Here is a 24,306-nt window from a genome sequence, read left to right on the forward strand (position 1 = left end):
TGTGCTCTCCTTTTATCTTTATTCATACTAACGTAGCAAGATGCTCTTTCGCGTCATATTCAACTAAACTTTCAGCATGTTTAATTCGATGAACAAAGTCTGGATTAGCAATTAACGGTCTGCCGAATGCCACTACATCAATTGTTCCTTCTTGCAACGCTTCTTCGGCCTCTTTCGGATTTAAATTACCAACCCCAACAATCGTACCATCCCAATATTTTCTTACTAGTTGATGAAAATTCTTTCCGTCAGCAATCTCTTGCGTATAATTCATCGTTGAGGGATGGATCATCGTTAATCCAACTTCTTTGAACATATTTACGAACGTTTCAATTGCAAGCTCAGGGTTTTCCCACATATAAGTAGGATTATCGCCTTTGAAAGCAGAGAAGCGAAGAAGTGTTTTATTAGCTCCAACAGCTTCTATTACAGCCGCCGTTACTTCTTTCATAAACGTTAACCTTTGTTTTAAATTACCGCCATATTTATCTGTTCGCTTATTCGCAAACTCATACGTAAATTGATCGATTAAATATCCGTGTGCACCGTGAATTTCTACTCCATCAAATCCAGCTTCGATCGCATTTTTCGCAGCTTGTGCGTATTGACCGATTACTTCTTGTATTTCTTCTAACGTCATTGCTTCTGGCGTATCAAACGGTTTACGAAAGCGTGGAACATTTCCCTCTGCAGCGATAGCAGATGGTGCTTGCGGCATTTGACCACCAATTATTTCATGATGACTCATACGCCCAACATGCCATATTTGAGCAATAATCGTCCCGCCTTCTTTATGTACTGCCTCTGTAACAGGTTTCCAAGAATCGATTTGTTCTTGTGTATAAATACCTGGTACTCCCGGGTTCCCTTTTGCTCTCGGACTAATGACAATTCCTTCTGTAATAATTAGTCCAATTCCATCCGCAGCACGTTTTCTGTAGTACTCCACTACATCAGCACCAACTACTCCAGTTTCATTATCTGCAAAGCATCTTGTCATCGGTGCCATCGCTATACGATTACGAAGAGACCAAGCTCCAATTTGAATTGGATCAAACAACTTTGTTTCTTCAACGTTTTCAAAAGATCCACCAGCGTTTACATTTGTTCCTTCATAAATACTCGCTGCTTTATTACTTGAACTTGTCATTTTTCTTCCCCCTAAAAAATCTTACTATAATCGCATCATACTTACTTTTAGATAGTAACGTCAATTTTTACGACTTTACAATAAAAAATTCGAATATCAAAAAAATAAAATACTATAAATAATATTAAAAAGGTTTCCTTAGAAGGAAACCTTTTTTGTTGACCATATATGGCTGTCAATTCGTTTATCTCTTTAATATAAAAAATACCTTATCAATAGAAGTGAATATGGTTCAGTATTCTTCTAAAAATAATAACTTATATACCTAAAACAATGAAAGCCCTACCTCTCTTTCATCCTTACGGCTCCTCGTCCGTGCCAGTGTGAATCAGGATTGCAAAAATCAAGTAACTATTTTATCGAAGTATTCAATTAAACTTCGAACATTCATAAATGAAATTAAAAAATAAAAATGGATTTGATTGTAGTAATAACAATAGAGGTAATGCTCTAAAAGTGGTTTGAAAGAGTTGAATGTCTTTGAAATGATAAAATTTCTATAATTATGTTCCCAAAAAATTCAAGATCTTTTTTGGGATATAATACATTATTTGTAATGAACCTTAACAAAAGCTTTTTATCTGATTTTCTGTGATACCTTCAATTAATCCCAGTTCACTAATCAAAAATTCATATGCGTTATCTAACATCTTCTTTTCGCTTGCATTAAGTGCTTTTTCTTTCTGTATACGCATTAAATCGCGCACAACTTCAGCACCTTCTTGCATTTTACCCGTCTTTATTTTATCAGTGTTCAATTTATACCTTTGTTTCCACGTAAGTAATCTATCTGATTCCCCATGTTGAAAAATATCCATTATGTGTGCTAATGCGGTTATATCCGTCACTGGTCGTATATTCGAATTCAATATTCTCCCTGCTGGAATCATTAGTTCCATATTACTAGCCGACATTTTTATAACATAATACTGTTGTTTTTCTCCTGAGACTTCCTTCTCTTCTATGGCTTTAATTATACCTGCTCCCTGCATTGGATAAACAATGTTATCGCCAATTTGAAACAAATAATCCACCTCCATATATGGTAACCTTCTCAAGCTTAACACACTTTTAGTTTTTTAGCAAAAATTTTATTTTATCATAAAATTATTTTACACGTCAATACTTCAAAAGCAAGAAATTAAATTTACATAACACACTATAAAAACCCGCAATTTTATTAACGGTTCCACCCACATTCATTCTCTTTTAACATAAAAACACATTACTACATTTGAGTAGTAATGTGTTTTTGATAAGGCATAGATAAAGATCTACTTTTCCGTCTATATACTAACCTGCTTACTAACTATTTCCCTCGCTAAAAGAAAACTCATAATCACTTGCGCTGCTACTCTACTCGTCATATCCCTGAAATCAAGAGTTGGATCAATCTCTACTATATCCATCCCTTGAACGAGCGGTTCTTTACCAAGGAATTCAATCGCATCTAGTAAAGTCGTACTATCCATTCCACCTGGCCCAATTGCTGGACAACCTGGTGCAAACGCTTGGTCTAGTACATCCATATCAAGAGAAATATAAATAGAAGTCACACCTTGTTTTCTTAACACTTCAATACTTTCCGTGATAATATCTTTTATTTCTCGCTCTCGTACGTCTTTCATTGTATACACTGTTACGCCATGCTCTATTGCATATTCATGGTACGTATGTGCGTTAGAAAAATTACGAATTCCAATTTGAACAAGTTGTTTCCCTGTAATGACATCATTTTCTAGTAAACTACGGAATGGTGTACCATTTGACGGGCCTCCATCATCTAAATTACGCAAATCATGATGAGCATCAAATTGAATAATCCCGACCTTTCCTTTACTGTTTGCAAAGCCTGTTATACTCGGAAAACTAATCGAGTGGTCACCACCAAGAACGATTGGTATCATGTTCGGATTTACTTTCGTTACATGACCAACTGTTTTCGCAATTCGGTTATGACTTTCTTTTATATCCGTCACATGCATCGTAATATCGCCGCAATCATATAAGACACTTTCTTTCATATCGTGTTCTTCTGTAATTGCATATGTGCTGTATGCATCTAACATCGCTCGAATTGTTTTTGGAGCAAAACTTGCTCCTGAATGACTAATAGATGGTTTAGAAAGGGGTGCTCCAATTAAAGCAGCACCGAATATTTCTACGCCTTCCTCCCAATCTTTAATCATCTCACTCCATTTTGTCACTTCACGATCAATAAACTTTGCATTTTTCTTTAAATAGTGGCCGTGCTCCACGATTGTTCACCTCTTGTATATGCAATATTACCATTCTTCCATACTGTATTCACATGACTTACGCCGTAATGATACGGTACGTAAGCATAATTGTAAGCATCCCATAAAACTAAATCTGCCTTACGACCAACTCTAATTTTCCCAGCTACATCACCACGGTTAATGGCATATGATGAGTTAACCGTTACAGCATTCCAAACTTCTTCTGGTGTCATTTTCAGTTTTAGCATCGCAATGCTCATAATAAGCTGAATATTTTCAGTTGGACAGCTACCTGGGTTAAAGTCTGTAGCTAACGCAACTGCAACACCTTCATCAATCATTTTACGACCGCGAGCAAAACTTTCTTTATTTAAATAGAAAGTTGTTCCTGGTAATAAAGTGGCTACTGTATTAGAGTTTGCAAGCATTTCAATTCCTTTATCAGAAGCGCCAACTAAATGGTCTGCTGATGCTGCACCGATTTCTGCCGCTGCTTCCGCACCACCAAGAGGGTCGATTTCGTCTGCATGAATTTTCACATCAAAGCCAAGCTCTTTCGCTTTTAATAAAAACTCTTTTGACTCTTCGACAGAGAACACACCTGTTTCACAGAAAATATCAACGAATTCCGCTAATTGCTTCTCTTTCATTTCTGGTAGTAGTTCTAACATCCATTGTAAAAATTCTTTCGATCTACCTTTATATTCTTTCGGAACTGCATGAGCACCTAAAAATGTTGAAACTAAATCGACTGGATGCTCTTTTTGTAATTGTGCAGTTGCCTCTAATTGTTTCCATTCCGTCTCATCATCTAATCCGTAACCACTCTTCGCTTCTACAGTTGTAACTCCGAAAGATAACATACGGTCTAAATGGAATTTCGCTTTTTGAACAAGTTCTTCTTTCGATGCTTGTTTCGTTGCATTTACAGTCGAAAGAATGCCTCCGCCTTGTTCTAAAATTTCTAAGTACGGAACTCCTTGTAATTTTAGTGCGATTTCATTTTCGCGAGATCCACCAAATACAAGATGAGTATGCGGGTCGACAAGACCAGGAGAAACCATTTTCCCGCCGCAATCAATAACTTCTTTCGCTTGTAATCCTTTCGCTTCTTCCGCTGTTCCAACGAAAGTAATTACATCGTTTTCAATTCCAACCGCACCGTTTTCGATAACAGGAAGCGTGTTCATCGCTTCCCGTCTTAACAAGCCATCTTCTTGATCCATTGTTAGTAATTGACCAATATTTATTAGTAAAGTGTCCAGCATGTTTTCTCCTCCTTATTTCATCATTGGAATGTTAACGCCTTTTTCTTTCGCAGTTTCCACAGCTAAGTCATATCCAGCATCCACGTGACGAACAACACCCATACCAGGGTCAGAAGTTAATACGCGCTCAATACGTTTTGCTGCTGCTTCTGTTCCATCTGCAACGATAACCATTCCAGCGTGAAGTGAATAACCCATACCAACGCCGCCACCGTGGTGAACAGATACCCAGCTTGCACCGTTTACACTGTTAATTAATGCATTTAAAATTGGCCAGTCTGCTACTGCATCACTACCATCTTTCATCGCTTCTGTTTCACGGTTTGGAGATGCTACTGATCCGCAATCTAAATGGTCACGACCGATTACGATTGGTGCTGATAATTCACCATTTGCCACCATTTCATTAATAATGCGACCAAATTTCGCGCGCTCACCGTAACCTAACCAACAAATACGTGATGGAAGACCTTGAAACTCCACTTGTTGACGTGCCATACGAATCCAGTTACATAAATGCTCATTGTCAGCGAATTCGCGTAAAATTACTTCGTCTGTTTTATAGATATCTTCTGGATCACCAGAAAGTGCTACCCAGCGGAACGGTCCTTTTCCTTCACAGAATAATGGACGAATAAATGCTGGAACGAATCCTGGGAAATCGAATGCATTTTTCAAGCCTTCATCGAAAGCAACTTGGCGAATGTTATTTCCATAATCAAATGTAATTGCGCCTTTTTCTTGCATTGCAAGCATTGCTTCTACATGTTTTGTCATGCTTTCTTTTGATAATTGTACGTAACGTTCTGGGTCTTCTTCACGAAGTTTCGCCGCTTCTTCTAATGTGTAGCCTACTGGAATATAACCGTTTAATGGATCATGAGCTGATGTTTGATCCGTAACTAAATCTGGCGTAATATTACGCTTCACTAGTTCTGGTAAAATTTCTGCCGCATTTCCTAATAAGCCAATAGAAATTGGTTCTTTCTTCTCTTTATACTCGTTTGCAACCGTTAATGCTTCTTCTAACGATTCTGTATACATATCACAGTATCTCTTTTCAATACGACGATCGATGCTACGCTTATCGACGTCAATAGCAATAACAACACCGCCATTCATCGTTACAGCAAGAGGTTGTGCACCACCCATACCACCTAAACCAGCAGTAAGTGTTAATGTACCTTTTAATGAACCATCGAAATGTTGACGAGCTGCTTCGCCAAATGTTTCATATGTTCCTTGTAAAATCCCTTGTGTTCCAATGTAAATCCAGCTACCTGCTGTCATTTGTCCGTACATCATAAGACCTTTTTTCTCTAGTTCACGGAAGTGATCCCAGTTCGCCCATTTTGGTACTAAGTTTGAGTTCGCTAACAGTACGCGAGGCGCATCTTCATGTGATTTGAAAATTGCAACTGGTTTTCCTGATTGAACAAGTAACGTTTCATCACTTTCCAACGTTTTTAATGAATCTACAATCGCCTGATAGCTTTCCCAGTTACGAGCTGCACGGCCAATTCCACCATATACAACTAATTCTTCTGGTTTTTCAGCAACTTCAGGATCTAAATTGTTCATTAACATTCGAAGTGCAGCCTCTTGAACCCACCCTTTCGTTTGTAACTCAGTACCTCTTGGCGCGCGAATTGTTTGTTGTACTTTTTCCATTTCAATCTCTCCCTTTTCTCATTTTATAGTGCTGCGTTTACATCTAATCTTTCTTTTATCGAATAATTCGTTTTTAACCAATGCGCAATATTTTCAATATCAGTTGAGAATATGCGGTCATTTGTAATAGAAGGTACTTGTTGACGGCCTTGATGGTAGAAGCTCTTCGTCACTGTACTCATGTTTTCAATACCACGATATTCTGCTGCTTGCATTGCACAAATCATCTCAATTGAAAGAACACGTCTTGCATTTTGAATGATCTGATGAGCATGGCGTGAAGCAATTGTTCCCATACTTACATGATCTTCTTGGTTAGCAGAAGACGGAATTGAATCTACACTCGCCGGATGTGCTAACGTTTTATTTTCAGAAACAAGTGACGCTGCAGCATACTGCATAATCATTGCACCTGACTGCAGTCCTGGTTCTGGACTTAAAAATGGTGGTAAATCATTTAATTGCGGATTTACTAAACGCTCAATACGGCGCTCCGAAATATTTGCAAGTTCCGCCATTCCTACTTTTAAGAAGTCCATCGCAAACGCAATCGGTTGACCGTGGAAGTTACCACCTGAAATTACTTTTTCCCCGCCATCAAAGATTAGCGGATTATCTGTTGCGGCATTCATTTCAATTTCTAATTTTTCTTTCACATAATTCAAAACTTGCCAAGAAGCACCGTGTACTTGCGGGATACAACGAAGTGAATAGGCATCCTGTACACGTAGTTCTCCTTGTTTTGTTGTTAACTTACTATCATGAAGAATGTCACGAATTCTGCTTGCTACATCCACTTGCTCTTTATAACCACGTGCTTTATGAACATTTTCATCAAATGCATCAATAATGCCTTGTAACCCTTCAATTGTCATCGAAGCAATTAGTTCAGCTTGATACGCCGTTGCTTCTGCTTCTATATAAGAAAGAACTCCTTGCGCTGTCATCGCCTGCGTACCATTAATTAATGCAAGACCTTCTTTCGCTTCAAGTTCAATTGGCTCAAGCCCTTCTTCTGTAAGAGCAACCATTGCATGAACGCGTTTCCCTTTATAGAACACTTCACCTTCGCCTAATAATACGAGCGCGAGATGAGATAAAGGCGCTAAATCTCCACTTGCACCAAGTGAACCTTGTTGCGGAACGACTGGATGAATTTTACGATTTACAAACTCAAGAAGCATATTTACAACAAGCGGCCTTACGCCTGATACTCCTTTAAGCATCGTGTTTGCTCGTAAAATTAACATTCCGCGCGATACTTCTTCTGGGAATGGATCGCCTATCCCACATGCATGTGACTGAATTAAATTATGCTGAAGTGCCTTTACATCATCTTTTTGGATAAGCACATCACTAAATTTTCCAAATCCAGTTGTAATACCGTAAACGACTTTTCCGTCTTCTACGATTTTCTCAACTACTTCGCGGCATTCTGCTACCTTTTGCATACTAGTTGGACAAGCTGTTACACCTTCTCCTTCAAGTAATAACCTCTTCATTTCTTCAACTGTCAATGTATGTCCTGTTAACGTAATCATCATTTTTCCTCCTTAAAAAGGCAAAAGGGGACCTTATCTTTTTAAGACAGACTTCTGTCCTAAAAAAGTAAGGCCCCCTTCTAACTAATAGACTATGGGCAAATCATATGTGATTAATTCCTAAACCAATCGCCTCATGCTCAGATCCTTTTACAGGTGCACCAATCGTTCCATAAAGCGCAACAGCAACCCATTCGCCTTCTTTTTTTCCGTCGTATGGTGTACCGCGCACAATCGCAAACCGAAGTCCTACTGTACGAAGAACGTCTGCTAACTGAATTTGACCTCTCGTCACTCCGTACAAAGCTTCCATAATTGCATGATAAAGTGCATGTGTTTCTCTGTAAACGTCTGTTTCAATAACTTGGTTGCTCTTAGCCGCTGTTTCCATTGCTGCGACAACCTTTTGCGAATTCATCGAACCCACTTTCCCCGTACAATACTTCCAACCTTTTGGAATGGATAATACAGGACTTTCATTTTCATCCGCAAGTGCCAACAGCATGGCCATACGACCAATTCGATGTGTTCCTTGAAGAAGCATGTGACTCTCTCATTTCTTTTGAATTATTTGAATATTACTTAATTTAAGAATATATGAAAACGTTTAAATCGTCAATAGTTTAAAATCATATTCAAATATTTTTTTCATCCCCATAATTTTGTGTACACAAATGATTTACACAAAATTTCCAGACGTGCTATAGTCTCACTAACAGATGCAAAGGGGCGAAATTTCAGTGACAAAACGAAAAGATATTCATTTTCGAATTGAAGAGAAATTACTTGAAAGGTTTGAATTAGCACTCCATTACGAAGGTTTAAAGAAAACAAATGTATTAACGCACGCAATTCAGCAATTTTGCACGAAAGCGGAATGCGAAAAGATGAATGATGTAAAACGCCAATACAACGTAAGTAACCATTTACAAACACGCATCGACACACATACACATTACGAAGAAAAACACGTAGATTTAGATACGATTGTCATTAAACATTTACAACTTCAAAAGGAAGAAAACATATTAGAGGTTGGATGTGCTAGTGGAAAATTCCTTTCCCTTTTACAAACAAATGGTCATAAAGGCCCATTAACCGGATTGGATCAATCCGAAGCTATGCTTGCTGAGGCTGCTAAGACAAATAACTTAATAGAATGGAAACGAGGGGATGCTAGTAAACTCCCTTTCGAAACAAATTATTATGACCTAATAATCGCAAGACATATGTTATATCACATGAAAGATGTTGAAAAAACAATTCAAGGATTCCATAAAGTAATTCGTCCCGGCGGCTCACTTTTAGCTACAACAAATTCTAGCGTTACACTACCTCGTATAGTTGAAATGTGTAACCGCATGTTAGACGCATTTGATTTACCGAAAACAACATCATCAGTCACTCCATTTTGTTTAGAAAACGGTAAAGAGATATTACAATCCGTTTTTCCAACTGTTGAAGAAACAGTTATTCATAATGCGCTCGTTTTTCATCATGCTACTCCAATAGTAAACTATATTTCTAGCATGTTTCCGTCGCTAAATATACCTGATAATACATATCTTCACGCGGAAATGAAGGAATGGCTAAAAGAAGAAGTAGAAAATGAATTATCACTTCATAACGGTATATGGCGCGATCCGAAAACGTTAGCAATTTATCGATGTCAAAAAGAAAAAAGCTAGCATTTGCTAGCTTTTACACGTTTTCTCGTAAAAGTTTCTCCATTACTACATTGCCTTTACCACCATAAAAATTGGTATTATGTTCGTCTGCCACTCCAAAATAAGAGGCAATTGCTATTCCGAATGATACAAATGCATGCCCTTGTGCTGTAATGATATTTGAGTGTTGCACAACTTCTTTATACACGAAATTTTCTATTGGAAAACAATCGAACTTTTGATAATCTATAGTCGCAGTATAAGAAATCCCCTTAAATAAGCCCGCTTTTGCTAGCGCATACGGTCCAGCGCAAATTGCCGCCACTAATTTTTCTTGTTCATGAAATTGACGAATGATTGAAAAAAGAGATTTTGCATCTTCCAACTGTACTTCTTCTCCACCTGGAATAAGTATCCCCTCATACTCATCTACACGTACTTTACTTACTTCTATATGCGGTTGCACTTGCAACCCAGTTTCACTTATAATCAATTCTTTTGTTAAGCCCGCTGTTATGATTTCATACTTCGTTTTCAGCAATGCCGTTGCTACTGTTATTTCAAACTCTGCAAATGTTGGGTATACAAATAAAAGTATTTTTTTCATAGTCCTCTCTCCTTTAACCAGTACATAAAATATACCTCTAGATCGTCCACTGTTAATCTATTCGTATCCAAATAAGTTACAGGAAATTGTTTATACCAATCTTTTTCCGTTTCTACTAATTTAAATTGCTCCTCAAATGTACTTCGTTTTCTTGTCCTATCGTTATTTTTTCTATCATATACATTCTTTTTCGTCACATCTAAATAAAAAATGGCATCTGAACGACATTCTCTTAATTTATATAATTCACCTTTCAATTCAGCTTCTATATCCCACTCTTCCCCTATAATCGTTGGATAAAAGAGTGTAAAAAACTCAATGTCTTCTGGTCCGCGATCAAAAATTACGACTGAACCTTTCACATTTTGAAACTCCTTAATTTTTGCTTCGATAAACATTTTTTGATTTATGATAAACCCTTCTTTTGAATTCATATCCAAATTTAATTGCTTTCGCTTTTCTACAATTGGATAAGGATTTTCATATATAACCGAAAGCCCACATCTCTCTAACCTTTTAGCCAATGTTGTTTTTCCGCTAGCCATCGGCCCTTGCAGTGAAATTACGTATACCATACCTCTCATTCCCTTACACTTTAGTACACCTATAATATACAGAATTTTTAAAACCCTCAACATTATATATATCATCTTGTTTCTTATTCCTATCTAACTTATAATAAAAAATAGAGATTATGACGGACGCATCAATAATGTAAGCTTGGAAATCCAAGCTTACATTATTTTTTGCTTTCCCTTTTCGAATAAAAAGAGTATACTGGATTAGAACGTATGTTCTTAATGATTACATACAGTAAGGAGATAGAACAATGGTATACGACACAAAAGCAATTTCTTGGAATGAGTCTTTAAAACAACTTCAACGCCGCTATACAAACAAACAAGTTGACCGAAAAGAATTTGAGGATATTGAACTGATGGAATTCTTCCGCGATAACGACTACATTTCTTTACCTACACATATAAGCGGCCTATCAAAAACACGTTTTACTTCTTACTCTATTTTCACAACTGAAGATAAAGATCGTAAAGTTGGCACACTTATTATTGAGTATGTTGAAGACGATAATAATAATTTATGTGTTGAACAACTATACTTCGTTTAAACTATAACGCTTGGTCAAAATGACCAAGCGTTCTTGCTTTCTATGAATCTCACTGTATATAATATGAATAAAAGAAAACCGCTATCATTAAGGGGGGATATGCTTGCTCGAAGGATGGTTCAGTTGGTTCATTGTATTATGGACGGTTATTTTATTAGGGCTTATGTCTATCGGTGGATACTTTATGTTCAGAAAATTTTTAAAACGATTACCAAAAGAAGACGGCATGTCCATTTTAGATTGGGAAGAACACTACATAAATAAAACGAGACATTTATGGGCTGACGAACAAAAACAATTGTTAGAAGAGCTTGTAAGTCCTGTTCCAGAACTATTTCGCGATGTTGCAAAATCAAAGATCGCTGGAAAAATCGGGGAACTTGCATTACAAGAAAATGCCTCTCAAATTACACAAGACTTAATTATTAAAGGATATATCATTGCCACACCAAAGCGTGATCATAAATTTTTAATTAAAAAACTACAAGAAAAAAAGATTGATTATTCTAACTATCAATCTTTACTCGCAAAGTAACTCCATATTATTTTCGATAAAAAAGACAGCGCCTTTAACGCTGTCTTTTTATTTGGTACATATACAGTTTTTAAGTTAGCTTCATATCTTTTTCATTATAAAAACCATCTTCTTTTTCCATTTCCTTTTGTAATTTCGTAAAGGAACGATACATTGCAATTCTCCATGACACAATCATCGCAAACGCAAGTAAGAAGAACATGCCACTAAGTTGTCCTAAATCAAGAGATTGACTTAAGTATGTTTTAAATACAATCCGCACTACAAGTAATCCAATTAATATGAAAACAAAGGCTTTTGAACGCTTCAAATAAATCTCTTGTCCTCTAATTTCAAATTTAGATGTTTTAATAAGAAAAATAGAGAAAATCAAACCGACACCAATTGCTTCTAACATTTCTGCTGGAGTTAATCGAAATTCAGGAAAAACATACATCAATGCGCCCGTACTCATAAAAAATGGTGGAAGTATAATTTTTTTCAATGTTGCAGGTTTCTTAGCTGCTTTTAAACGAATAAACATCGCACCGACAGCCATACAAACAGCAACGATACTGGATAAAACAACTATGTTCATATTTTCTCATCCTTTTTTTGTGGCTATATGCAAAATATACTTTCATTATATGCTTTTCCGTTAGTATTTCCAACATTTTCGCAGAATAATACTAAAAACCGGTAAAACCACCAAATAAACTTGAGAAATATACGATAATTTTCGTCATCCAGTTAAAGTATAGGAAGACACCCATAACAATCATAATGTATCCTCCGACTTTCATGAAGGCCATACTATTTCTTTTAATCCAAGACATTTTCGTAATAAAGAATGACAGTACGAAAAACGGGATTGCAAATCCAAGTATGTAAGCAATCATGTATATCATTGCTGATTCTGGATTTGTTGCTGCTAATCCAATTACGGACACTAGAATTGGTCCGGTACATGGCGTCCACCCTGCTGCAAAAGCTAATCCAATTAGTACTGATCCAAAATAGCCACTTGGACGATTTTTAAATGTAAATTTACGGTCTTGCATTAAAAATTTCGGCTTAAACACTCCGACAATAATTAAACCGAACACGATGATAAAGATACCACCTAACTGTCTGATTAAATCTTTATAGTCAGTAAAGATTCCTCCAATAAAACTTGTACCAAATCCAATTGCAATAAATATAATTGAAAATCCAAGTAAGAAAAACGCTGTATGTATCATACTTCTTTTGCGAAGCATTGCATTTTCTTCTTTCAATTCAGAAACCGACATACCTGTTATGTACGATAAAAATGCCGGATAAAGCGGTAAGCAACATGGGGAAATAAATGATAAGAACCCGGCGCCAAACGCTAAAAAAATACTAATATCTTGCATCATTCCACTCCTCTCCCTAAATATTGTAACAAAAACACATAAAAATACTATGAACAATTCGTGAAATCACTTTTACAACGTGGCAATAAGAAAAAACATATTTTCTCACAGTTTCTAATAAAACGTTTTCATTTCCTTCTATTATATAGAAAAAACTCAAATGCATTATGAAACTCCTTTAATTGTTATTAACATAACAAAGGTAACATAGTTTCTCAAATAATTAGCACGCTACTAGTACGCCTATTTACATATTTGTTTAAAAATTATTTTTTTCAAATGCTGTCTCTATACAATGCAAAGTTGATTTTATAATACTTCTACTATTAATAATTTCAAGATTATGCATAAATATCATACTTTTATTATTATTCTATAAAATGTCATACTTTTCTTTCATTTGACCCTTTATTTCTAATTTTGTATACTTCCCTCTAGTTATATATTTTCGATACGGAACAACTTCATATAGATGGGAGGAATTTTTCATGCTTCGTTATTCTCTTTTAGTTTTATTAGGAGCGTGTAGTTATGGAATTTTAGCTATTTTTGTTAAGCTTGCATATGCAGAAGGATTTTCACTTGGAGAGGTAATTGGCAGCCAATATTTGTTCGGTTGGATTATTTTGCTTGCTATTACACTTCTATTTTCTAGACATCGCGTTCCTTTAAAGCAAGCATTACTTTTATTCGTTGCAGGAACATCTGCAAGTTTTACCGGAATTTTTTATTATGCTTCATTAAAAACTGTACCAGCTTCTATTGCAATTATTCTTTTATTCCAATTCGTTTGGGTCGGAATTATCATTGAAGCAGTCGCAACAAAAACTTTACCTTCAAGAGAAAAAGTTATTTCTGTTATTTTCTTACTTGTAGGGACATTTTTATCCAGTGGTTTACTAGAACAATCAGCAGGTGCTTTCGATACGACTGGAATCATTTTAGGTTTATTATCTGCTGTTACATTCGCAACATACATTTTCGTGAGCGGAAAAGTTGCTGTTGAAGTACCTTCATTACCGCGCGGTGTTCTCTTAATGACTGGTGCTTTAACTTTAGTCATGATTGTATTCCCACCAACATTTATTTTTAATGGTGCCATTTCTCAAGGTCTTTGGAAATACGGTTTAGGATTAGGAACATTTAGTATCGTCATTCCATCTATTGCCTTTACAATCGGGATTCCAAAAATCGGTTCTGGCTTAGCGACTATTCTTGGTGCAGCGGAACTACCAGTTACAACAATTATGTCCGTATTCGTTTTAAAAGAGGCTGTACTATCTTCACAATGGTTCGGTGTATCACTTATATTAATTGGGATTGCAATCCCGCAAATTGCATACGCAATGCGTGGACGTTATCGTAAACATCCTACGCATAAAAAAGTCGCAGCATAAAGTGAAACTTTAATTAGTTGAACCAATCGGGCTTTTATGGGATAAACGAGAGAGGATTTTCATTTGAGAATCCTCTCTTTTATTGTTGTATACTTATGGTAAATATTTTGCTGAAGAAAGAAGGCATACTACATGGTATCTATTTCAAATCAACTAAAAGAAAAACTTATTTCCATCCGTCGACATTTACATGAGTATCCAGAACTATCATATGAAGAGTTCGAAACAACAAAAGCAATAAAAAATTGGTTAGAAGAAAAAAATATTACTATCATTGATTCCAATTTAGAAACAGGAATTATCGCTGAAGTGTCTGGTAATAAAAACGGACCAATTGTAGCAGTTCGTGCTGATATTGATGCCCTTCCTATTCAAGAAGAAACACATTTGTCCTATGCATCTAAAGTACGAGGGAAAATGCATGCTTGTGGACACGATTTTCATACAGCTGCTATTTTAGGTACTGCTTTCTTATTAAAAGAAAGAGAATCTTCCCTAAATGGAACGGTTCGCTTCATATTCCAACCAGCTGAAGAAAGTAGTAATGGCGCTTGCAAAGTTATTGATGCTGGACATTTACGTAATGTGCAAGCGATTTTCGGCATGCATAATAAACCTGATTTACCAGTAGGTACAATTGGCATTAAAGATGGTCCACTGATGGCTGGAGTTGATCGATTTGAAATTGAAATTCACGGAGTTGGTACACACGCGGCTGTACCAGATGCTGGCGTAGATCCTATTGTCGCATCCTCTCAAATTGTGATGGCACTGCAAACAATTGTAAGCCGAAATATAAGTTCATCTCATAATGCGGTTGTTAGTGTTACAAATATTCATGCAGGAAATACGTGGAACGTGATTCCTGAAAAAGCTACGTTAGAAGGAACGATTCGCACGTTCCAAGCTGAAACACGTGAAAAGATTCCAGCACTCATGGAGCGTATTATTAAAGGTGTATCTGATGCATTAGGTGTAAAAACGAAATTCCGTTTTTATTCAGGTCCTCCTGCTGTTCACAACGATAAAGCTCTTACAGACTTATCTACTCAAGTTGCCACAAAGATGAATCTTAATATCATCTCGCCTAGTCCGTCAATGGCTGGAGAAGATTTCTCATTTTACCAACAGGAAATACCAGGTTCATTCGTCTTTATGGGAACGAGCGGTACACATGAATGGCATCATCCTGCTTTTACAATTAATGAAGAGGCACTGCCTATAAGTGCAGAATACTTTGCTTTACTAGCCGAAAGAGCACTTAAACAATTCTCATAAAAAAAGCCGTTCAAAGTGCATCTCAGCACCCTGAACGGCTTTTCTTATTAAGTTAAATCACGTTTTAAAAACACAGTATATGAAATACATAAAAATACGAACAAATAAAGTAGTAACATACATGATGCAAACGGGAATGTTACTCCATCAATAAAACTTCCATTCTTTGAAATACTATATAAATCTGTGTTTGCTGGCAATAAATATTTCGCCCAGTTATATCTAGTGGCTGCTAATAACGCAATATTGCCTGATAAAGCAAGGAATAGTGAAATACCAATTGCACCTCCACTAGATCTCGTTAACACAGAAATCATAAATGCAAACGATGCATACACAACCGTTGGTAACCACGATAAAACATAATATTTACTTGCTTCCACAAAAATATTTTGTTTTATTATATTTCCATCTTGGAAAATAAACTCACTCCATGCAGGCTGTTGGAATTTATAAATAACAAGTCCACATAAAGCGGAGAAAATCATATTAAATATAAACAATAAAGCTGCAAATATAACGATTGCTAAAAACTTTGCTGTTAAAATTTTAAATCGACTCGCCGGACGGATTGTTAAAAATTTATATGTTCCCCAGCTATATTCATTCGCAAAAATTGTACTTGCATACACGAGGATAAATGGGAGCAAAATTGGAAATACGATAAAACCTGTATCTCTCATGAAAGAAAGTGGAGAACTGCTTGCCGGTGCTGTATCTGTATCTAAATGCTTCATCTTAAGCTGGTATTCTTTTACAAGCTCATCCCCTGATTTTTCTGCTAAAATAGCTTCTTTTTTCATGCCAAGCTTTTTCTCAATTTCTACAGTACGTTCTGTATAATCTACTTTCCATCCTTTTGTTTCCGGTTCAAAATACTTTACCGTAACCCACCCTAATCCGATTATTAATACTGCAATAACCGCAAATGGAATAATCGTTCGCTTCCGCTTAAATATTTTATACAGTTCGTTATATACTAAATTAAACAATATCTTTTCCCCCTGTTAATTCTAAAAATTGCTCTTCTAACGTTTTTCTTTCTTCATATACACGATACACTTGAATATTTTTCTCAAGCAATGTACGAATAACATTTGGGATTTCTTCATCTTTTACATTAATAAGTAATTCATTATCTTTTACTAAAACATCATGCCCTAATATTTCCGCTGCTTTATTCGCATCATCTACACGTATACGGATCGTCTCCATCTCTTCGCTTTGGCTATGCTGAATATTTTGCGTAGCCACATATTCCCCGTGCTGAATAATGATAACTCTGTCACACATTAATTCAACTTCTGAAAGTAAGTGACTTGATACAAGTACAGCTTTTCCTTGTTCATGTGCAATTTTTTTTATGTACATTCTCATTTCATGTATTCCACTAGGGTCTAATCCATTTGTCGGTTCATCTAGTATCAACACGTCTGGATCGTGAATAAGCGCCTGAGCGATTCCTAAACGTTGTCTCATGCCGAGTGAATACGCTTTTACTTTGCGATCAATTACTTGTCCCATCCCTAACAATTTCACTACTTCATCAATACGTTCTTCGGTCACATTACCATTCATTCGTCCGAAATATGTTAAATTTTCATACCCGCTCAAAAAAGGATAAAATTCGGGTGTCTCAATTACCGCCCCAATTTTCGCAGCGGTTTTTTCAAATTGCTGTTTCACAGATTGACCATCAATCCATACTTCACCTTCTGTCATACGGATCATACCAACCATCATTCTCATTAAAGTCGTTTTTCCAGCACCGTTTGGTCCGAGTAAACCGACAACCTCGCCTTTTTTCACTTCAAAACTAATATTTTGTACAAGTGTCTTTGAGCCGATTCGCTTCGTTAACCGATCGACTTTTACAATTGATTGTTCATTTGTCATTCTATACAACCTTTCCTTCCTATTCTTTGTCAGGTCTTTTCACTGTAACATGATTATTTTTATGTGTAAAATTGAAAAAAGCATGATTTCTCATGCCCTTTCTTTTAATCGCAACGAATTTTCATCTTTTAAACTTCGAACAAATCGATAACATTGCATCATCGTTATTAAAACGACAGTCATCATAATTATACTAATAATTACAACTGCATATATTGTAATTGGCGCACTATTTACTCCTTGTATCCCTGCGATTTTCATAAAGATAACCGTAAATAATTTTAAAAATAACATCCCATTAACTAATCCAAAAACAAACGCTGCTCCATAAATGAATAATTGCTCCTGACATAATAAACATAGTACTTCTTTTCTTTTTATATTTTCTGCTACATAAGATGTAAACTCCTCTCTCCTCACTAGCAAAAGGGAGTACATCATTTTATATGTAGTAAAAATACATATGAAAATTAGTACAATAAACAGTGTGTAAAAATACATTTGAAATACAAATGCATCCCCTACTTTCAAAATAGCTCCTTCATTAAATTGTAACGATATCATAAAAAACAAAATCATAGTACTCATAGCAATCCACATAAATTGCTTCATCCTTTTGGTAGCAAATGTTCTAATATTTTTTCTCGCTAACCGACATAAAGACATAAAATTCTTCCCCTACCTTATTACATACGCATTCTATACTACTAGTGTATAAAAATATGACATTTTAAACATCGCACTACAATCGGAATTTCTTCTAAGTCTTTAGTCCTAGAAAACGAAATGATAAAAAATCACATTTAGAATATAATTGTAAAAAGGAGGAGATTGCATGCGTATAAAATTACTATCAATCTTGTGTTTATTATTACTCACAAGTTGTAGCCAAATAAAAAACAATGAAGTTGCCGTTGTTGAGCCATACAAATTAACAAAAGAGCAAGCTTCTATTTTACAAATGACTCCTTTTCAAGAAGGAAATAGCATGTTTTATAACGTTACTCTTAAAAATGATAAAGATGAAATAAATGCTACAATTGATTATTATAACAATGGTAAAAAAACAAAAGAAATTGCTAATATAGCTACCTCACATTTTTCAAAAAAGAAAGTAAAGCTTTCTTTTTTACCACCACATTTCCAATTCGATAAAGATATACAAGAAAAAAGGCAGTGGTATCTGAATATTGAAGGTGGTTCAACACTTGTTCCTGAAGAAGCGCCACCAAGCGTAAATAGCTCTGCAACTACTACAATCCAATCTATAAAAAATTTAAAATACAATCAAAAAACAACTTTAGCTGCTGTAATCCAAACCAGTAAAGAAACTGTAAGCGTTCCTACCATTGATGAAGAAACAGGTATTGATCTACTCTTAAAAGAAAATGAACACGTTTATCTATTTAGTATCGAGCTAAAAAAAGAACAATAAAGCGGAAATGCAACTTAAGTTGCATTTCCGCTTTATTGTTTAATAAGGTGTACTTTTATGAATTTGAATTAAATCCATATTCTGTTACTACTATTGCTCATCTTCTACTTCTATTCTTTTCTTCTCTCTTGCAATTTTTAAAAACTCTAGTAGCTCTGGATTACTATTCATTTTTTTGTAAGCCACTGACATTTCTGCAACAAAATTAGAATCATATAACTCTTTATATACAACTTCTGTTTTATATAACTTATTTGCCGACACGGGTATTACTGTAATTCCAATCCCTGCTGCTACAAGCCCCATAACTGTTTGATACTCTGTTGCTTCTTGTACAATACGCGGACTAAATCCAACTTCTCTGCAAAGAGATAAAATTGTATCATACAAAGCTGGCCATACTGGTCTCGTAATAAATACAAACGGCTCATCTCGTAAATCTTCTATATGTATTTCATCTTTCTCTGCAAGTGGATGTGCCTTTGGTAAACATAAGGTGCAAGATAACCTTTGAATTGGCTCTAATTCTAATAATTGTGTTGGAATTGGTGGACGTAAAAAGCCAATATCGATACGGTTATCATGAAGTGCATGAACTTGATCTGGTGTTGACAATTCATGTAATGCAACAGACACTCTCGGAAATTTTTTTCTATATTCCCTAACAATTGATGGTAAAATATCATATATCGCCGCACCTACAAAACCAATTGAAAGTGATCCTACTTCTCCCCTTTGCGCACTTTGTGCAACTTCTACTGCTTTTTCAATTTGTTCAAACGCCTTTTTTACTTCTTTTAAAAACATTTCTCCTGCTTCTGTTAGTTCAACCTTTCTTTTCGTTCTTGAAAATAATGTAACTCCCATTTCTTTTTCTAATTGCTGTATTTGTTGACTAAGTGGTGGTTGTGTCATTTGTAAACGAGCAGCCGCCCGTCCAAAGTGTAACTCTTCTGCCACAACAACAAAATATTGCAAATGCCGTAATTCCATTTTTGGACACCCTTTTCACTTTCGATTAATATGTCTAATATATTAATAACATATAATTTATATATTAGACAAATATTTTGAATGAACGTATAGTAGAAATTGTTAATTCTTTTTTACAATTTTTATGTAAAAAAAGAAAGAGGTGGTTACTGTATGAAATGGTGGAAGTTAAGCGGACAAATTTTATTACTATTTTGTTTCGCTTGGACAGGTGAATGGATTGCAAAACAGGCACACCTCCCAGTTCCAGGAAGTATAATCGGTATTTTTTTATTATTAATTTCATTAAAATTTAACCTAGTTAAAAAAGAATGGATACAGGACGGAGCAGATTTTTTATTAAAAGAACTTATTTTATTTTTCATCCCTTCTGCAGTCGCTGTCATACGTTACAGAGATACACTAACACAATATGGAATCGATCTCATTTTAATTATTATGATTAGCACTCTTTGCGTTACCTTAGTTACAGGACTTTTAACAGAATTGCTACTAAAGCGGAAAGGATCAACGCAATGATCGGATTTCTTTGTTTACTATTAACACTATTCACATATTGGCTATCAAAAAAAATGTATCAACGTTGGAATTGGAGTCTACTTTCTCCTCTTCTCGTCTGTCCCATTATTTTAATTGCTTTATTGCTCGGATTAGATACACCTTATGAAACATATGAATCTGGTGGTCACTGGTTAACTGAATTATTAAAACCCGCAACAGTTGCTTTTGCATGGCCAATCTATAAATACTTTGATTTATTAAAGAAACATGGAATGGCTATCTTACTTAATGTCATTGTCGGTTCGTTTTTATCAGTCATTACTTCAGCACTACTAGCAAATTATTTTCAAATTGATTCATCACTAGAACATAGTTTAGCGCCACATATCGTAACAACACCAATCGCAATGGCTATTTCAGAAATGATTGGTGGTATGTCACAATTAACTGCTGTATTTGTCGTTTTAACTGCCTTAACAGGAGCATTGCTCGGCCCTTCTCTCATACGTATTTGCCGTATTAAAACAGCAATCGCAAAAGGTATTATGTTAGGAACAAGCGCAAATGGAACCGGTACATCAAAAGCATTCGAAATCGGTCCTGTGGAAGGAACAATTGCAAGTTTATCTATGCTTTTAACAGCAGGCGCTAGTTTAGTTATCGTTCCGCTTTTCTTGTCTTGGATACATTAAAGAAGCAAGTATTTACATACTTGCTTCTTTATCTATATATTGGCACAGCAATTCATAATCCTCTGGAAAAGCTAAACACAATTGTTCAACTTCATGTATCCCTTTCCAAGCAATTTCATGTATTAACTCATCAGGGTCTTGGATTTTCATATTACCGCCTATTTGTTTAACAAAATAATAATGGACATACACTGGAACACCGTATGTAATACCCTCTTTTTCATATATTTTATTTACAACTTCCACATTGTAACCTGTTTCTTCCCAAACTTCCCTGATACAACATTCTTCTAGTGTCTCTCCCTTTTCAAGTCCTCCACTTGGGACAGACCACCTTTTTTCTTCTCCCTCTTTGCCCTGCAGTACCATTAAAACTTCATTTCTTTCATTTACACATACCGCTGCACTACCTATCCATCTCTCCATAAACATCCCTCCCCTACTAAAATTCGCCTTCTTTATTATTTTCCCCTTGAAAAAAAGAGGAAATAATAAAACAATGACGAAAAGTTACATCAACTTCATAGACAATCCCTTCTTAGAAATTAAAACTGGAAGGATGAAAATATGATTTCTAATTATGTCGTGGAATGTGTCTTTTGTGAAGAAAATCGAAAACCTCGCCAAGCTATTGTCACAGTTCCCGCCACTACTCAGCTACTAGCCCTTGAAAAAGTGCGCGCGGAATGCAAACGTCGCTTTGGAAAAACTGTATTATTGCAAACAGAAATTAAAGAAGAAATAATTTTCGAACAAAAAGAAAGCTGACCATAAATTGGTCAGCTTTCATATCCGATCATATTTTCACATGAAGATTAGGGGCATCCTCTTTAAGGATCGGGATTTTCCCATTATGTACGTTCCATAATGGTCATCGAACAATATATTTCTATGCAATTAACTATTGAATAGAATAGGGCAAAACTTGTTCGCATTTTTAGAAAAGGGATAGGGATATAATTCAAGTAGTACTTCGAATACTCGAACTTTACACTCATAATATTAAAACAAATCCTTTTATATGGGAAATATGAATTACCTATATAATTCATTCGTAAAATATATTAATAGTTTGCTATATTAATTTTATCCCGCTATTTGTAGGCAGTAACCCCCTGCTGATTATAATTTCACTTTATTCCATCAATAGCATACAACCAGCTAAAACCGGTGTCATAATCATCGAAAACCTCAAAAGCGTTCGCGGTGCATAATTTGTAAACTTCGCGCCAATGTATGCCCCTAACATGGTCCCAATCAATACTTGTAATAACAATATATAATCTAAATATCCTTCCGAACTATATCCTATCCCGCCTCCAATTGCAATCGGTAATATAACAAGCATTGTTGTCCCTACAGATTGCTGAATCGTAAGTCCCAATAGAACCATTAATCCAAGTTGAATAAACGGTGCAGAACCAATCCCAAATGAACCAGCCATCATTCCAGTAACTAATCCAAGGCATACACATTTCAACAAGTAGTTCACGGAAAACTCTTTATGTTTATATAAAGACGACTTTTCTTTGTTTTGGAACATAATTAATTTAATAAACATAAAAATTGCCGATAAAAATAACATCCCAGCTGTAAACCAATGAAGAAGATGTGCTGGTATAAGTGAACCAAATTTAGAACCAATATAAGAGCCAATTGCGCCAAATCCCCCAACAATCCCGCCTATAATAAGTGCAACATTGCCTTCACGGTAATGACTTACAACACCTGATAATGTCGTAAATGCCATTGCAGTTAAAGATGTTGCAAGAGCAACATGAATAGGGATTTGGAATACTAAAGTGAGTATCGCGATAATAAACCCAGCTCCTCCAGCTCCAACAAATCCTAATAAAATACCCATTACTAACATTGTTATAATTATTGCCACAGACTTTCCCTCCAGTAACACAATTATCCATCATATTTATCCTTACATACAAATAAAAAGCATCCTAGATGGATGCTTTTTATTTCAATGATATGTACTTAATCTTGATTAATCAAAATAACTGCTGGACCAGCGACCACCACTCCAGCTACTTCTATCTTTTCAAATTCCTTTACTGTAATAGAGATAACTCCTTCTCTTTCCATCAATTCTTTACTCAGGACATCAGTCGGGATTGCTTTCACCGTCTTACCTCCTTTTCATTTATACAATATGATAAAGTGAAACTTTAATGAGTGGGGTTTTTGTCCGTACTTATTAATTATTATCCCTCACCAATCGGACTAATAATCACCCAATGCATCTATATATATGCATCACCTCCGCTTTCATTCCTTATTCCACTCAAAAACCTTCTCCCCCTTCCGTGACATATTGAAAAATAAAAAAGAAGCTATAACATATAGCTTCCCTCTACGTTTCTTTAATCTTTATGCACCGTATATTCCATGACTTTTCCATCTCTATCAAATTGGAAAACAAGCTGTTCGCTATCTATTGGAATAAAGCCACGTTCAGTCCCAAGATAATACAAAGTGGTAACTCCTTCTTCCCCACTTCTCGTTTCCGTTGGAGCTCCTAACAATTGGATAATTTCTTCATTTGATTTCCCTATTAATTTATATTTTTGTAATAGATCATCTACCACATGTACCCGCTTATCTGCATGATTTAACCATCTATTTTGATTAAACTTTGATGTATATTCATTTACACTTAGTTGTACAGTGCACACTATTAATGGTATGAGTGCTACTATTAAAACCCCCAACATTTGCTTCTTTTCTTCATTACGATTTTTAGAAACATATAAAATAGCCCTTTGAATCATGACTAATAAAACAAATGGTATGAATACTACAAAAATGCTCCTTACACTTAAGGGTATATGGACCATATCAATGACGAATATAAATACAATGTACATTACTATATACAAACAAAAATAGACATACAAAATGCCACGTAGCATAGCGTTCAG

29 protein-coding genes are annotated in these 24,306 nt (G+C 35.5%); 9 read left to right on the forward strand and 20 right to left on the reverse strand.

Annotated elements, in window-relative coordinates:
- Positions 1-22 precede the first annotated feature (22 nt).
- The 7 genes from AC1Q8L_RS24575 to hutP all read right to left on the reverse strand — a co-directional run bounded on the left by AC1Q8L_RS24575 (position 23) and on the right by hutP (position 8,414).
- Entirely contained in the window at positions 23-1,150 is a 1,128-nt protein-coding gene (locus tag AC1Q8L_RS24575; RefSeq protein ID WP_000204598.1) for an alkene reductase, read from the reverse strand.
- A gap of 563 nt (positions 1,151-1,713) precedes the next feature.
- Entirely contained in the window at positions 1,714-2,175 is a 462-nt protein-coding gene (locus AC1Q8L_RS24580) for a CarD family transcriptional regulator (protein ID WP_014482101.1), read from the reverse strand.
- A gap of 261 nt (positions 2,176-2,436) precedes the next feature.
- The gene (hutG, locus tag AC1Q8L_RS24585; protein WP_000399837.1) at positions 2,437-3,408 is read right to left on the reverse strand and encodes a formimidoylglutamase; all 972 of its coding nucleotides are present in this window, start codon (positions 3,406-3,408) and stop codon (positions 2,437-2,439) included.
- Positions 3,387-4,658 carry an imidazolonepropionase gene (gene hutI, locus AC1Q8L_RS24590; RefSeq protein ID WP_000887517.1) on the reverse strand — a complete coding sequence of 424 codons (1,272 nt, stop codon included), beginning with the start codon at positions 4,656-4,658 and terminating at the stop codon, positions 3,387-3,389. The genes hutG and hutI overlap by 22 nt, the downstream gene beginning before the upstream one ends.
- Positions 4,659-4,670: 12 nt before the next feature.
- Entirely contained in the window at positions 4,671-6,329 is a 1,659-nt protein-coding gene (hutU, locus tag AC1Q8L_RS24595; RefSeq protein WP_000416946.1) for a urocanate hydratase, read from the reverse strand.
- A gap of 23 nt (positions 6,330-6,352) precedes the next feature.
- A complete protein-coding gene (hutH, locus tag AC1Q8L_RS24600; RefSeq protein WP_000631871.1) occupies positions 6,353-7,870 on the reverse strand; it encodes a histidine ammonia-lyase in 1,518 nt (505 codons plus the stop codon).
- 103 nt (positions 7,871-7,973) lie between these two features.
- Positions 7,974-8,414: a histidine utilization transcription antiterminator HutP gene (hutP, locus tag AC1Q8L_RS24605; protein WP_000926516.1), complete on the reverse strand. Its 441-nt coding sequence runs from the start codon at positions 8,412-8,414 to the stop codon at positions 7,974-7,976.
- Between the two features lie 196 nt (positions 8,415-8,610).
- Here hutP and AC1Q8L_RS24610 point away from each other — a divergent pair, with 196 nt between their 5' ends.
- Positions 8,611-9,558, forward strand: coding sequence for a class I SAM-dependent methyltransferase (locus AC1Q8L_RS24610; protein ID WP_142317998.1), 948 nt, complete (start codon positions 8,611-8,613; stop codon positions 9,556-9,558).
- Between the two features lie 13 nt (positions 9,559-9,571).
- Here the strand turns inward: AC1Q8L_RS24610 and AC1Q8L_RS24615 are convergent, their stop codons facing one another.
- Both AC1Q8L_RS24615 and AC1Q8L_RS24620 read right to left on the reverse strand, forming a co-directional pair.
- Complete coding sequence (locus AC1Q8L_RS24615) at positions 9,572-10,144, reverse strand: DJ-1/PfpI family protein (RefSeq protein WP_000722218.1); 573 nt, start codon at positions 10,142-10,144, stop codon at positions 9,572-9,574.
- A complete protein-coding gene (locus AC1Q8L_RS24620) occupies positions 10,141-10,728 on the reverse strand; it encodes an AAA family ATPase (protein WP_072941421.1) in 588 nt (195 codons plus the stop codon). Before AC1Q8L_RS24620 ends, AC1Q8L_RS24615 begins: the two co-directional genes overlap by 4 nt.
- Before the next feature lie 245 nt (positions 10,729-10,973).
- Here AC1Q8L_RS24620 and AC1Q8L_RS24625 point away from each other — a divergent pair, with 245 nt between their 5' ends.
- Positions 10,974-11,270 carry a hypothetical protein gene (locus tag AC1Q8L_RS24625; protein WP_000262400.1) on the forward strand — a complete coding sequence of 99 codons (297 nt, stop codon included), beginning with the start codon at positions 10,974-10,976 and terminating at the stop codon, positions 11,268-11,270.
- Positions 11,271-11,373: 103 nt separating this feature from the next.
- Positions 11,374-11,805 (forward strand): DUF2621 domain-containing protein, encoded by a 432-nt coding sequence (locus AC1Q8L_RS24630; protein WP_000889371.1) that lies wholly within the window; start codon positions 11,374-11,376, stop codon positions 11,803-11,805.
- A 70-nt stretch (positions 11,806-11,875) separates the two neighbouring features.
- Here AC1Q8L_RS24630 and AC1Q8L_RS24635 read toward each other — a convergent pair whose 3' ends face one another.
- The 3 genes from AC1Q8L_RS24635 to AC1Q8L_RS24645 form a co-directional block, all read right to left on the reverse strand.
- Positions 11,876-12,382, reverse strand: a complete 507-nt coding sequence (locus AC1Q8L_RS24635) for a CcdC family protein (RefSeq protein ID WP_001028640.1) — start codon at positions 12,380-12,382, stop codon at positions 11,876-11,878.
- A gap of 91 nt (positions 12,383-12,473) precedes the next feature.
- Positions 12,474-13,181 carry a cytochrome c-type biogenesis protein CcdA gene (ccdA, locus tag AC1Q8L_RS24640; RefSeq protein WP_001152676.1) on the reverse strand — a complete coding sequence of 236 codons (708 nt, stop codon included), beginning with the start codon at positions 13,179-13,181 and terminating at the stop codon, positions 12,474-12,476.
- A 16-nt stretch (positions 13,182-13,197) separates the two neighbouring features.
- A complete protein-coding gene (locus AC1Q8L_RS24645) occupies positions 13,198-13,347 on the reverse strand; it encodes a hypothetical protein (protein ID WP_002152557.1) in 150 nt (49 codons plus the stop codon).
- A 322-nt stretch (positions 13,348-13,669) separates the two neighbouring features.
- On the opposite strand from AC1Q8L_RS24645, the gene AC1Q8L_RS24650 reads away from it, so the two are divergent.
- Both AC1Q8L_RS24650 and AC1Q8L_RS24655 read left to right on the forward strand, forming a co-directional pair.
- Complete coding sequence (locus AC1Q8L_RS24650) at positions 13,670-14,578, forward strand: EamA family transporter (protein ID WP_000947044.1); 909 nt, start codon at positions 13,670-13,672, stop codon at positions 14,576-14,578.
- Positions 14,579-14,710: 132 nt separating this feature from the next.
- Positions 14,711-15,856, forward strand: coding sequence for a M20 peptidase aminoacylase family protein (locus AC1Q8L_RS24655; RefSeq protein ID WP_000253676.1), 1,146 nt, complete (start codon positions 14,711-14,713; stop codon positions 15,854-15,856).
- Between the two features lie 47 nt (positions 15,857-15,903).
- Here the strand turns inward: AC1Q8L_RS24655 and AC1Q8L_RS24660 are convergent, their stop codons facing one another.
- The 3 genes from AC1Q8L_RS24660 to AC1Q8L_RS24670 all read right to left on the reverse strand — a co-directional run bounded on the left by AC1Q8L_RS24660 (position 15,904) and on the right by AC1Q8L_RS24670 (position 18,418).
- On the reverse strand, positions 15,904-16,848 hold the full coding sequence (locus tag AC1Q8L_RS24660) for an ABC transporter permease (RefSeq protein ID WP_000482759.1): 945 nt from the start codon (positions 16,846-16,848) through the stop codon (positions 15,904-15,906).
- Entirely contained in the window at positions 16,841-17,752 is a 912-nt protein-coding gene (locus tag AC1Q8L_RS24665) for an ABC transporter ATP-binding protein (protein WP_000180622.1), read from the reverse strand. Before AC1Q8L_RS24665 ends, AC1Q8L_RS24660 begins: the two co-directional genes overlap by 8 nt.
- Positions 17,753-17,842: 90 nt before the next feature.
- Positions 17,843-18,418, reverse strand: coding sequence for a hypothetical protein (locus tag AC1Q8L_RS24670; RefSeq protein WP_000050627.1), 576 nt, complete (start codon positions 18,416-18,418; stop codon positions 17,843-17,845).
- Between the two features lie 169 nt (positions 18,419-18,587).
- Between AC1Q8L_RS24670 and AC1Q8L_RS24675 the strand changes: the two genes are divergently transcribed.
- Entirely contained in the window at positions 18,588-19,187 is a 600-nt protein-coding gene (locus AC1Q8L_RS24675; protein WP_001220607.1) for a YgaN family protein, read from the forward strand.
- A gap of 90 nt (positions 19,188-19,277) precedes the next feature.
- Here the strand turns inward: AC1Q8L_RS24675 and alsR are convergent, their stop codons facing one another.
- Positions 19,278-20,180, reverse strand: a complete 903-nt coding sequence (alsR, locus tag AC1Q8L_RS24680) for an acetoin biosynthesis transcriptional regulator AlsR (protein ID WP_000423235.1) — start codon at positions 20,178-20,180, stop codon at positions 19,278-19,280.
- A gap of 153 nt (positions 20,181-20,333) precedes the next feature.
- Here alsR and AC1Q8L_RS24685 point away from each other — a divergent pair, with 153 nt between their 5' ends.
- Together AC1Q8L_RS24685 and AC1Q8L_RS24690 are read left to right on the forward strand one after the other, a co-directional pair.
- A complete protein-coding gene (locus tag AC1Q8L_RS24685; protein WP_000872365.1) occupies positions 20,334-20,699 on the forward strand; it encodes a CidA/LrgA family holin-like protein in 366 nt (121 codons plus the stop codon).
- Positions 20,696-21,373: an LrgB family protein gene (locus AC1Q8L_RS24690; protein ID WP_000578965.1), complete on the forward strand. Its 678-nt coding sequence runs from the start codon at positions 20,696-20,698 to the stop codon at positions 21,371-21,373. Before AC1Q8L_RS24685 ends, AC1Q8L_RS24690 begins: the two co-directional genes overlap by 4 nt.
- A 12-nt stretch (positions 21,374-21,385) precedes the next feature.
- On the opposite strand, the gene AC1Q8L_RS24695 is transcribed toward AC1Q8L_RS24690, so the two are convergent.
- Entirely contained in the window at positions 21,386-21,799 is a 414-nt protein-coding gene (locus AC1Q8L_RS24695; RefSeq protein ID WP_000442982.1) for an NUDIX hydrolase, read from the reverse strand.
- Positions 21,800-21,940: 141 nt separating this feature from the next.
- On the opposite strand from AC1Q8L_RS24695, the gene AC1Q8L_RS24700 reads away from it, so the two are divergent.
- Positions 21,941-22,141 carry a DUF3903 domain-containing protein gene (locus AC1Q8L_RS24700; protein ID WP_000625226.1) on the forward strand — a complete coding sequence of 67 codons (201 nt, stop codon included), beginning with the start codon at positions 21,941-21,943 and terminating at the stop codon, positions 22,139-22,141.
- Between the two features lie 367 nt (positions 22,142-22,508).
- Here the strand turns inward: AC1Q8L_RS24700 and AC1Q8L_RS24705 are convergent, their stop codons facing one another.
- From AC1Q8L_RS24705 to AC1Q8L_RS24715, 3 genes are all read right to left on the reverse strand, one after another.
- On the reverse strand, positions 22,509-23,264 hold the full coding sequence (locus AC1Q8L_RS24705; RefSeq protein WP_000974667.1) for a sulfite exporter TauE/SafE family protein: 756 nt from the start codon (positions 23,262-23,264) through the stop codon (positions 22,509-22,511).
- A 98-nt stretch (positions 23,265-23,362) separates the two neighbouring features.
- Positions 23,363-23,509: a BC1881 family protein gene (locus AC1Q8L_RS24710; protein ID WP_000644411.1), complete on the reverse strand. Its 147-nt coding sequence runs from the start codon at positions 23,507-23,509 to the stop codon at positions 23,363-23,365.
- 239 nt (positions 23,510-23,748) lie between these two features.
- A complete protein-coding gene (locus tag AC1Q8L_RS24715; RefSeq protein ID WP_000943756.1) occupies positions 23,749-24,297 on the reverse strand; it encodes a hypothetical protein in 549 nt (182 codons plus the stop codon).
- Positions 24,298-24,306: the final 9 nt, after the last annotated feature.

Source organism: Bacillus sp. GW823-FHT06A11 (genome assembly GCF_058795355.1).

What these genes read in the sequence shown, in the direction of transcription:
- hutH (WP_000631871.1), bottom strand. Translation starts at nt 7,870, where the DNA reads ATGATTACGTTAACAGGACATACATTGACAGTTGAAGAAATGAAGAGG.
- AC1Q8L_RS24695 (WP_000442982.1), bottom strand. Translation starts at nt 21,799, where the DNA reads ATGGAGAGATGGATAGGTAGTGCAGCGGTATGTGTAAATGAAAGAAAT.
- AC1Q8L_RS24700 (WP_000625226.1), top strand. Translation starts at nt 21,941, where the DNA reads ATGATTTCTAATTATGTCGTGGAATGTGTCTTTTGTGAAGAAAATCGA.
- AC1Q8L_RS24650 (WP_000947044.1), top strand. Translation starts at nt 13,670, where the DNA reads ATGCTTCGTTATTCTCTTTTAGTTTTATTAGGAGCGTGTAGTTATGGA.
- AC1Q8L_RS24670 (WP_000050627.1), bottom strand. Translation starts at nt 18,418, where the DNA reads ATGTCTTTATGTCGGTTAGCGAGAAAAAATATTAGAACATTTGCTACC.
- alsR (WP_000423235.1), bottom strand. Translation starts at nt 20,180, where the DNA reads ATGGAATTACGGCATTTGCAATATTTTGTTGTTGTGGCAGAAGAGTTA.
- AC1Q8L_RS24665 (WP_000180622.1), bottom strand. Translation starts at nt 17,752, where the DNA reads ATGACAAATGAACAATCAATTGTAAAAGTCGATCGGTTAACGAAGCGA.
- AC1Q8L_RS24625 (WP_000262400.1), top strand. Translation starts at nt 10,974, where the DNA reads ATGGTATACGACACAAAAGCAATTTCTTGGAATGAGTCTTTAAAACAA.
- AC1Q8L_RS24645 (WP_002152557.1), bottom strand. Translation starts at nt 13,347, where the DNA reads ATGCATTTGAGTTTTTTCTATATAATAGAAGGAAATGAAAACGTTTTA.
- AC1Q8L_RS24675 (WP_001220607.1), top strand. Translation starts at nt 18,588, where the DNA reads ATGCGTATAAAATTACTATCAATCTTGTGTTTATTATTACTCACAAGT.
- ccdA (WP_001152676.1), bottom strand. Translation starts at nt 13,181, where the DNA reads ATGCAAGATATTAGTATTTTTTTAGCGTTTGGCGCCGGGTTCTTATCA.
- AC1Q8L_RS24655 (WP_000253676.1), top strand. Translation starts at nt 14,711, where the DNA reads ATGGTATCTATTTCAAATCAACTAAAAGAAAAACTTATTTCCATCCGT.
- AC1Q8L_RS24715 (WP_000943756.1), bottom strand. Translation starts at nt 24,297, where the DNA reads ATGCTACGTGGCATTTTGTATGTCTATTTTTGTTTGTATATAGTAATG.
- AC1Q8L_RS24635 (WP_001028640.1), bottom strand. Translation starts at nt 12,382, where the DNA reads ATGAACATAGTTGTTTTATCCAGTATCGTTGCTGTTTGTATGGCTGTC.
- hutI (WP_000887517.1), bottom strand. Translation starts at nt 4,658, where the DNA reads ATGCTGGACACTTTACTAATAAATATTGGTCAATTACTAACAATGGAT.
- AC1Q8L_RS24690 (WP_000578965.1), top strand. Translation starts at nt 20,696, where the DNA reads ATGATCGGATTTCTTTGTTTACTATTAACACTATTCACATATTGGCTA.
- AC1Q8L_RS24615 (WP_000722218.1), bottom strand. Translation starts at nt 10,144, where the DNA reads ATGAAAAAAATACTTTTATTTGTATACCCAACATTTGCAGAGTTTGAA.
- hutU (WP_000416946.1), bottom strand. Translation starts at nt 6,329, where the DNA reads ATGGAAAAAGTACAACAAACAATTCGCGCGCCAAGAGGTACTGAGTTA.
- AC1Q8L_RS24620 (WP_072941421.1), bottom strand. Translation starts at nt 10,728, where the DNA reads ATGAGAGGTATGGTATACGTAATTTCACTGCAAGGGCCGATGGCTAGC.
- hutP (WP_000926516.1), bottom strand. Translation starts at nt 8,414, where the DNA reads ATGCTTCTTCAAGGAACACATCGAATTGGTCGTATGGCCATGCTGTTG.
- AC1Q8L_RS24575 (WP_000204598.1), bottom strand. Translation starts at nt 1,150, where the DNA reads ATGACAAGTTCAAGTAATAAAGCAGCGAGTATTTATGAAGGAACAAAT.
- AC1Q8L_RS24685 (WP_000872365.1), top strand. Translation starts at nt 20,334, where the DNA reads ATGAAATGGTGGAAGTTAAGCGGACAAATTTTATTACTATTTTGTTTC.